General features: G+C 69.8%; 8 protein-coding genes. 3 read left to right on the plus strand and 5 right to left on the minus strand.

Annotation, left to right across the window (positions count from 1 at the left end; translation table 11 throughout):
• Positions 1-2: 2 nt before the first annotated feature.
• The 5 genes from nosZ to A9O63_RS02190 all read right to left on the minus strand — a co-directional run bounded on the left by nosZ (position 3) and on the right by A9O63_RS02190 (position 5,839).
• Positions 3-1,937: a TAT-dependent nitrous-oxide reductase gene (gene nosZ / locus A9O63_RS02170; protein WP_069330458.1), complete on the minus strand. Its 1,935-nt coding sequence runs from the start codon at positions 1,935-1,937 to the stop codon at positions 3-5.
• A complete protein-coding gene (locus A9O63_RS02175; RefSeq protein ID WP_069330459.1) occupies positions 1,930-4,149 on the minus strand; it encodes a NosR/NirI family protein in 2,220 nt (739 codons plus the stop codon). The genes nosZ and A9O63_RS02175 overlap by 8 nt, the downstream gene beginning before the upstream one ends.
• 3 nt (positions 4,150-4,152) lie before the next feature.
• Positions 4,153-4,533, minus strand: coding sequence for a hypothetical protein (locus A9O63_RS02180; protein ID WP_069330460.1), 381 nt, complete (start codon positions 4,531-4,533; stop codon positions 4,153-4,155).
• 124 nt (positions 4,534-4,657) lie between these two features.
• Entirely contained in the window at positions 4,658-5,533 is an 876-nt protein-coding gene (locus A9O63_RS02185) for an alpha/beta fold hydrolase (protein ID WP_235836909.1), read from the minus strand.
• 69 nt (positions 5,534-5,602) lie between these two features.
• The gene (locus A9O63_RS02190; RefSeq protein WP_069330461.1) at positions 5,603-5,839 is read right to left on the minus strand and encodes a DUF378 domain-containing protein; all 237 of its coding nucleotides are present in this window, start codon (positions 5,837-5,839) and stop codon (positions 5,603-5,605) included.
• 369 nt (positions 5,840-6,208) lie between these two features.
• Here A9O63_RS02190 and A9O63_RS02195 point away from each other — a divergent pair, with 369 nt between their 5' ends.
• From A9O63_RS02195 to A9O63_RS02205, 3 genes are all read left to right on the plus strand, one after another.
• Positions 6,209-7,033 carry a manganese catalase family protein gene (locus A9O63_RS02195; protein ID WP_069330462.1) on the plus strand — a complete coding sequence of 275 codons (825 nt, stop codon included), beginning with the start codon at positions 6,209-6,211 and terminating at the stop codon, positions 7,031-7,033.
• 8 nt (positions 7,034-7,041) lie between these two features.
• Entirely contained in the window at positions 7,042-7,440 is a 399-nt protein-coding gene (locus A9O63_RS02200; protein ID WP_069330463.1) for an HIRAN domain-containing protein, read from the plus strand.
• A gap of 81 nt (positions 7,441-7,521) precedes the next feature.
• Complete coding sequence (locus tag A9O63_RS02205) at positions 7,522-8,037, plus strand: ferritin-like domain-containing protein (protein ID WP_069330464.1); 516 nt, start codon at positions 7,522-7,524, stop codon at positions 8,035-8,037.
• Positions 8,038-8,209 lie beyond the last annotated feature (172 nt).

The raw sequence follows: 8,209 nt of genomic DNA on the forward strand, positions 1-8,209 counted from the left end.
CGTCAGGCCGCCTTCGGCTCGACGAACATCCGGCCGCGCATCTCCATGTGGAGCGCGTGGCAGAACCACTGGCAGTAATACCAGTAGACCCCCGGCTGCGCCGCCACGAAGGTGACGGAGGCGGTCGCCTGCGGCCCGATCTCCATCGCGACGCCGTGGTTGCCCATGGTGAAGCCGTGGGTCAGGTCGTCCACATCGTCGAGGTTGGTCACGATCACCGTGACCTCGTCGCCCTCGGTCACGGTGAATTTCTCGAGGCTGTAGGACGGCGCCACGCCGGAGAGATAGACGCGGACCTTGTTGCCGTCGCGGATCACCTCGCCGGTGAAGTCGTCGATGTCCACCCCGTCGGCCTCGGCCTGCTTGCGCGTCTCGGCCCACATCGGGTCGTTGCGGTCCCAGACCGAGCGGATGTTCATCTTCGAGGCATGGACGGCGATGGCGTCATGGGGCTCGGCGAAGGTCGGGCCGTCGTGCACGAGCACCATCTTGTCGCCCGAGATGTCGATCAGCTGGTCGTTCTCGGGCTTGAGCGGGCCCACGTTCAGGAACCGGTCCTTGGAGAACTTGCAGAGCGCCACCAGCCACTTGCCGTCCGCCTCGAGCGTCTCGCCCATCGAGGTCTTCAGGTGTCCCGGCTGGTACTGCACATCGAGCTTCTGCAGGATCGGATCGACCTTCTCGCCGTTGTAGGCCCGGATCGCCTTGTCGATGTTCCACTTGACCACCTGGCTGTCGAGGAACAGCGAGGTGTAGCAGTTGCCCGCACCGTCGAAGGCGGTGTGCAGCGGCCCGAGGCCCAGCTCCGGCTCGGCCACCACGGTCGAGCGCGGCTCGGCGCCCTCGTAGAACAGCGCGTCGAGCTTGCGCACGTCGATCACCGTCACCGTGGGCGAGAGCTTGCCGTTGATGCAGAGGTGGATCTTGTCCGGCGCCATGTTGCAGCCGTGCGGGTTGTTCGCGACCGGGATATAGCGGGTGTAGTTCTTGTTCCGGCCCTTGCGGCCGTCGATCACCTTGACGCCGTTCAGCTCCTGGAAGTCGCCCGCCGCGATCCCCTTCTCGATCTCGGGGATGTTGAAGACCACCACATGGTCCATCTCGGCCGCCATCATCTCGCCGAGGTTGGTGCCCATCTCGGAGTTGTAGGAGGTCGAGAAGGCATATTTGCCCTCGTAGTCGGCATCGGTGTTGTCGAGGTTGCCCGAGACCAGCACCTGCCAGGCGACCTTCATCCTGTCGGCATCGATGGCGGTGAAGAAGTTCACATATTGCGACGGATCGTCGAGCACCTTGCCGTCATTGACCATCGGCGCCTCATCCTCGCCGTTGGCGAAGACATAGTTGGTGCGCGGCCATTTCTGCGGACGCAGGCCGTGGATGCCCTTGGCGTTCGGGATCTCGAGGATCGCGTCGGTCTTCATCACGTCGCAGCGCACCCGCGCCACGCGCGTGTTGGCCTTGTCGTTCATGAAGAGGAAGCGGCCGTCATACTTGCCCTCGGTGAAGGACATGTGGACGTGGTGGAGGTCGCCGTTGTCATGGACCTTCTTGCCGTTGGCCTGAAGGAAGGCCCGCGTCTTGTCGGACATGTTCTCGGTCATGATCCGCAGCGACTCGTTGGTCTGGCCCCAGCCGGTGGCCGAGCAGCGGTTGAAGACCGGCACCCGCATCAGCTCGCGCATCGAGGGGATGCCGAGGATGCGCAGCTCGCCGGTCTGGCCCGAGGACCAGAAGCCGTAATATTCGTCGAGTTCGCCCGGGGCGAGCGCGAACTTCGCCTCGGCGGCCGCGGGTCCGGTGGCCGCGGCGGTGGCAAGCCCCGCCCCTCCGGCCAGCATCGCCGCGCGGGGACCGAGCGCCCCCAGCGCCGCGCCTCCGGCCGTGGCGCCAAGCAGGCCGCGCCGGCTGATGCGTCCCCGTTCCTTGTCAGACATGGGCTTTTCCCTTCACGTTTGGATGGTTCTGGATCGCTTGCTCCAGCGTCTCGCGGACGGCGGCGGTGTTCGCCGAGGCCGTCTCGCGGCGCTTGAGTTTCCTGATGACCACGGGGCAGGTGGTCTTCGACTGGTAGTGGACCTGACAGTTGAGGCAGTTCAGGCACTCGTTCGGATTGATCTCGCCCGTCGGATGGATCGCCTGCACCATGCAGTCGCGCGCGCAGGTCTGGCAGGGATTGCCGCATTCGCGGTAGCGCTTGAGCCAGTCGAACATGCGGATCCGCGCCGGGATCGCGAGGCCTGCGCCCAGAGGGCAGAGATAGCGGCAGTAGAAGCGCTCGACGAAGAGCCCGATCCCCAGCAGCACCAGCGCATAGAGGACGAAGGGCCAGGCGCGGTCGAACTTCAGGACGATCGCCGTCTTGAAGGGCTCGACCTCGGCCAGATGCTCGGCCTGCTCGATCGAGGCGAGGCTCACGCCGAAGAGGCCGAGGAAGAGGATGTATTTCACCGCCCAGAGCCGCTCGTGCAGGCCCCAGGGCAGCGTGACCTGCGGAATGCGGGCGAGCCTGGCCAGCCGGTTGGTCAGCTCCTGCAGCGCGCCGAAGGGGCAGAGCCAGCCGCAATAGGCGCCCCGGCCCCAGAAGACGAGCGCGGCCGCCACCGAGAACCACAGGATGAAGGTCATCGGATCGAGGAGGAACGCCTGCCAGCTGAAGCCGCCGCGCAAGGAGCCCACCAGCGCCATCAGGTTCACCACCGACAGCTGGGCATTGGCATACCAGCCGAGGAAGACGAGCGTGGTGGAGAGGAAGGCGATGCGGAACCAGAAGGTGAGCCGGGCCGAGGCGGTCAGGAAGGACTGGAAGAAGAAGGCCGCCGTCAGCACGCCGAGCATGGTCAGCAGCGCCGCGATCCGGCCCCGGTTGTCCTGCCAGATCCGCTGCCAGAGCTGGGCCTGCGCCGCGGCCTCGCTCGGCTCCTCGGGGGCGGCCTGCGCGGCGGGCGGCGGCGCCAGCGGGCGCAGATAGCGGTCGGGCAGGTCGTAGCCCAGATCGAAGGTGGTGAAGACCTTCTCGATCGGCCCCACCTCGCGCTGCACGAGAAGCTGGATGCGGAAGGGCTCGGTCGGATCGAAGCCCGAGTCCGCGGGGATGCGGAAGAGGTCCATCTCGGTCATCTCGGGCGCGCCGGTAGCTGCGAGCGCGCCGAGCCTCCGGTGCATCCGGTCGCGGAAGCGGATCGAGACGTCGCCCTGCACCAGCACGATCCGGTCGAAGATGCCGCCGCGCACATAGCCCGAGCCCTTGTAGGAATAGGCGCCGCGCCCGGCCAGCATCAGCGCGTGATCTCCGGGCGCCAGCCAGCCCGCAAGGTTCTGCGCCTCGGCCGGACCGAGCAGGCTCTGCCCGATCCCGGGCACGCTCACGAGGCCCGCCACCATGTCGATGAAGATGTCGCCCTCGGCGCCGGGCTGCGGACGTTCGGCCGCGCGCGGATCGGCATGGGCCGCGAAGGCCGCGTTGATCTGGCCCACGTCGAGCGAGAGCCGCCGCAGCGTGCCGTCGCCCACGAGCGTGAGCCAGTCGGCGGGCGCCGGGGCCTCGGGGTCGATCTCGAACCGCGGGCCCTGCGGCGCGGCCGTCGGCGCAAGCCCGCCCAGCCCCAGCGCCCGGGCGACCTTCAGCCCCGAGCGCACGATGGAATCGTCGATCACCATGATGGTGACGGTCGCGCCCGAGATGATGTCGATCTCGTGGGCGGAGCCTTCCTCGGCAGCCTCGGCCACCAGATCCATCCCGACATAGCCGCCCACCATCTTGCGGATCCTGGCGTCGGGAATGCCCACCAGCACGATGGGCTCGGAATGTTTGACGAGATCGACGCCCAACAGGCGGCCGTCGAGGCCCACCGCCATCAGCACATGGATGGGCTTGCCGGAATAGCCGGTGGTGCCCACGAAATCCGAGGTGACGAAGGCATAGCCCAGCGTCTCCTGCCCCTTCAGGACGGGCACGACCGCCAGATCCTCGCGCAGGGGCCCGTAGCCGTCGGCGCCCGGCACGAGATCCGAGGCGGGCACCTCGGCCGCGAAGGTCGTGATGAAGGGCGCATCGGCGCGCGCGGCGGCAAGGGGCAGCAGGAGGGCGGTCAGCAGGGCCGCGAGCCACAGGACTATGAGGCGGCCGGAGGCCGGAAGGGACGGCATGTGTCAGGCTTCCAAGATCGGGGGGCCGCGGGCCCGGTGGACGGCCGCGGGCCGTGGAGCCGCCAGCGCGGGCGGCTGCGTCACGGCGGCCGCAGCGGCGCCCGCAGGCGGCACGGGAAGGAGGCGGAGGGGCAGAAGGGCTGTCGCAGGCCCGAAGCAGGCCGCACAGCGGGTGCCGCAGCCGTCCTCCTCGGGGTCGACGGGCATGCCCTTGGCGTCGAGCCGCACCGTCGAGGCGCCGCCCGCATGGTCGCAGATCGCGATCTCGGTGAGAGGCCCCCGGGCCGCCATCCGCACCGCCGCGGCAGAGGTCTGCGCCAGCATCGTCACCAGAGCGGCGGCGAGGAGAAGGCAGATACAGAGCGGGGCACAGCGGCGGGTCATGCCGCAGCCCTACCGGCCGCCGCCCCCCGTGACGTTGATAAGGATCAAATAGTTTATCTCTTTGAAAGGCGCCGGTGCGGGGCGCGGGGGCTGCTCCAGAGGCCTCGGATCAAGGGAAAGTCTCTCACCCGGGTGAGGCCGGGCCCTTGTGGGCAAGGCCCGCGCGCGCGCAGGCTCTGCCCTCCGGTCCGGCCGCGGGGGGCGCCAGATCGGCCAGCGCCGCGAGCACCGTATCGGGCGCCGCGTGATGGAGCGCATGGCCCACGCCCGCCAGCCTGATCGTCCGCAGCCGGGGTGCCCGCGCCTCGATCCAGGGCAGCTGCCAGTCCGCTTCGGCCGTGCGGTCGGCCAGCCCCTGCAGCACGGTCACGGGCAGTTCGACCCGCAGGTGGGCCTCGGCGGCGCGCATCCCGCGGTTGAAGCGGCGCAGTTCCGCGCCCGCCGTCAGCACCGCGCAGGGCTGCAGGGCCTCCTCGATGGGGAAATCGCGGAGCCAGGGCGGCACCTCGTTCGGGGTCATCAGCGTGCGCAGGATGGGCCCGCGCGCGAGGCGGGCGAGCGGCGGCAGCATCGGCCGCAGGGGCGCGCCCCAGACGGGCGCCGAGACCAGACGCAGCGCGGGCTTCCAGTCCTGCGGTGTGGGCCTGCAGAAGGGCGCGATCAGGAGAAGCCCCGAGAGCCTGCGGGGCCGCGTGGCGGCAAGACAGAGGGCCGCGCCCGCGGAGAGCGAATGGGCCGCGAGGATCGCCTCCTCGAGCCGGAGCGCGTCGAGGAAATGGCCGAGCCAGCGGGCGAGCGACAGCGGATCCGTGCGCCGGAGCGGCAGCGGGGCGCTGCCGCCGTAGCCCGGCCGGTCGGGGGCGATCCAGCGCCACCCGGGCACGGGCGCGAAGGCGCGGAAGATCTCCTCGCCGAGGCTGCCGTTGCCGTGGAGCAGCACCACGGGCCGGCCCGATCCCCGGGTCAGAAAGCGGACCGGCCGCCCCTCCACCCGCACCACTTCCCTCTCGCGGGGACGTGGCCGGGCGGTCACGGGGCGCGGCCGGTCACGAGGGCCTCCGCCCTGCGGTCAGTGACGGCGGCCGGCGCTTTCGGCATGGACGCTGTCCGTCTTCATGGCCTTGAAGAAGACCGACAGCTGCCAGAGCGCCGACAGGCCCACGAGAATATAGACGATCCGCGCGAGGATCGCCTGCTGGCCGCCGAAGAGCGCCGCCACGAGGTCGAACTGGAAGAGGCCGACGAGCAGCCAGTTCAGGCCGCCGATGATGATGAGGCAGAGGGTGATGAGGTTCAGACTGCGCATGAGAGGTCCTTCCTTTGGGAGATACGCGCTGAACCGCCCTCTTCGACCGATGTTCCCGCAGTCGCCGCAGGGGCTGCCGGACACCCGCCCCTGCGGCCGCGTCGCGCCGCGGCGGCAGGACGGTGTGACCGACCTGCGACGGTCCCGTGCCCCCACGACGGGGCGGCCCGGGCCTCGCCCCTGCGACTGAGCCCCGTCGCTGCGGCAGGACGGTGCGGCCAACCTGCGACGGTCCCGCGCCCTCAGGATCAAGCTGCCAAGACCCACGGCCCTGTGGCCGCGTCCCGCCGAGACGGCAGGACGGTGTGACCGGCCTGCGGAACATGTGCTTCGACCTGCGGTTGCACGGCCTCACACAGGAGGACCAGGATGTTCTACGTTGACAAGAGGCTCCAGTTTCCGGTGCGCGTCGAGACGCCGGACCCCCTCTTCGCCCGCGCGCTTCAGCAGGCCATCGGCGGCGTCGAGGGCGAGATCCGCGTTGCGATGCAGTATTTCTTCCAGGACTGCGGCGCGCGCGGCAACCCGAAGTTCCGCGACCTGCTCATGAACACGGCGGCCGAGGAGCTCGGCCATATCGAGATGCTGGCGACCGCCGTCGCCCTGAACCTCGAGGGCGCGCCGCTTTCCCTGCAGGAGGAGGCGGCCGGAAACCCGGTGGCGGGCGCCATGCTGGGCGGCATCAACCTCAAGAACCTGCTCTCGGCGGGGCTCTCGGCCATGCCGGTGGACAGCGACGGCGTGCCCTTCGACATGTCCCACATCTATGCCAGCGGCAATGCCGCGGCCGACATGAGCGCCAATGTCACGGCGGAATCCACCGGCCGGATCCTCGCCACGCGGCTCTACAACCTGACGAACGATCCCGGGATGAAGGAGATGCTGGCCTTTCTCATCGCGCGCGACACGATGCACCAGAACCAGTGGCTCGCGGCGCTGGAGGAACTGGGCGGGCACGAGGACGCCTTCCCGATCCCGAACAGCTTCCCGCAATCCGAGGAGAACCAGGACTTCAGCTATGCCTTCCTCGGCTTCCAGCGCGACGGCAGCGAGCCGGTGCAGGGCCGCTGGAGCGAGGGCGCCTCGATCGACGGCAACGGCACCTTCACCTCGCGCCCGATGGAGCCCATGGGCGAGGAGCCGAACCTCGGGCGGGCGCGCAAGGGAAGCGGCGCCCAGGCAGAGCAGGAGTAGGAGGACCCATGGACCGCAGGCACCTGCTTCTCGGGGGAGGGGCGCTCGCAGCCCTTCCCCTGCCCGCGCTGGCCGCGGGCGCTGGCCTTCCCCTGCCCGCGCCGGCCGCGCGGATGGACACGGCTGCGCCCGGGCTCCGCGTGCTCGAAAGCTACATCGCGAGCCGTGACCGCTTTCCCGCGGCGGAGGCGCCCCGCCCCGGCGAGCGGCTGCGGCTGAGGCGCGAGCCCGAGCGCGCCTTCGATCCGCTCTCGGTCCGGGTCGAGCGGCCGGACGGCCTGCCATTGGGCTACCTGCCCGCACAGCCGGCGCAGGTGCTGGCGGCGCTGATGGATGCGGGCGCCGCGGCCGAGGCCCTCGTGGCCGAGAGCGGGCGGCTGCACGTCTATCTGCGGCTTGCCGCCTGAGACCCGCGCGCCCTGCGGCCGAAGCCCGGGAACATGCAACCGTGGCGACGGTTGCGGGGATCATCGTCAGAGGAGGACAGAATGGACACGGCAACTGCTGCCCGCGAAGTGTTCGTGACGGGGCTCAAGAACGCCCATGCCATGGAAAATCAGGCGCTCTCGATCATGCAGCCGCAACTGAACCGGCTCGAGAACTATCCCGAGCTGTCCGCGATGCTCGACCAGCATATCCGCGAGACCGAGGGCCAGCTCACCCGTCTCGAGGAGATCCTCGACAGCCTGTCGGAAAAGGCGTCAGGGCTGAAGGACACGATGCTGTCGGCCAGCGGCGCGATGGCGGCCCTCACCCATTCGGCCGCGCCCGACGAGGTGGTGAAGAACTCGCTGGCCAACTTCGCCTTCGAGCATTTCGAGATCGCGGCCTACCGGTCCCTCATCACCACGGCCGAGCTGGCGGGCATGCAATCGGCGCTTCCGCTGCTCGAGCAGAACCTCGACGAGGAGCGCCGCATGGCCGAGCGCATCGACCAGAGCCTCGCGCCCACGACGGAGCGGTTCGTGATGCTGAAGGCGAGCGGCCAGCGGGCCGACATCTGACACCCGCGCGGATCCGGCCGGGCCGGGTCCGCGCCTCCGTCCTCTCCCGCACGTCCCTGCCCCGCACGTCCCGGCCCCGTCAGTCACCGCCTTGCCGGGCGCTGCGGCGCTGCGCCTCCGTCATCTCCCGCGCCTTCCCGGTGGCGGCGACGAGAGCCGCGCGCAGGGCGTC

Origin of the sequence: Cereibacter johrii (assembly GCF_001720585.1) — a bacterium.
In the GTDB taxonomy this organism is placed as follows: domain Bacteria; phylum Pseudomonadota; class Alphaproteobacteria; order Rhodobacterales; family Rhodobacteraceae; genus Cereibacter_A; species Cereibacter_A johrii.

What these genes read in the sequence shown, in the direction of transcription:
- nosZ (WP_069330458.1), bottom strand. Translation starts at nt 1,937, where the DNA reads ATGTCTGACAAGGAACGGGGACGCATCAGCCGGCGCGGCCTGCTTGGC.
- A9O63_RS02175 (WP_069330459.1), bottom strand. Translation starts at nt 4,149, where the DNA reads ATGCCGTCCCTTCCGGCCTCCGGCCGCCTCATAGTCCTGTGGCTCGCG.
- A9O63_RS02180 (WP_069330460.1), bottom strand. Translation starts at nt 4,533, where the DNA reads ATGACCCGCCGCTGTGCCCCGCTCTGTATCTGCCTTCTCCTCGCCGCC.
- A9O63_RS02205 (WP_069330464.1), top strand. Translation starts at nt 7,522, where the DNA reads ATGGACACGGCAACTGCTGCCCGCGAAGTGTTCGTGACGGGGCTCAAG.
- A9O63_RS02190 (WP_069330461.1), bottom strand. Translation starts at nt 5,839, where the DNA reads ATGCGCAGTCTGAACCTCATCACCCTCTGCCTCATCATCATCGGCGGC.
- A9O63_RS02200 (WP_069330463.1), top strand. Translation starts at nt 7,042, where the DNA reads ATGGACCGCAGGCACCTGCTTCTCGGGGGAGGGGCGCTCGCAGCCCTT.
- A9O63_RS02195 (WP_069330462.1), top strand. Translation starts at nt 6,209, where the DNA reads ATGTTCTACGTTGACAAGAGGCTCCAGTTTCCGGTGCGCGTCGAGACG.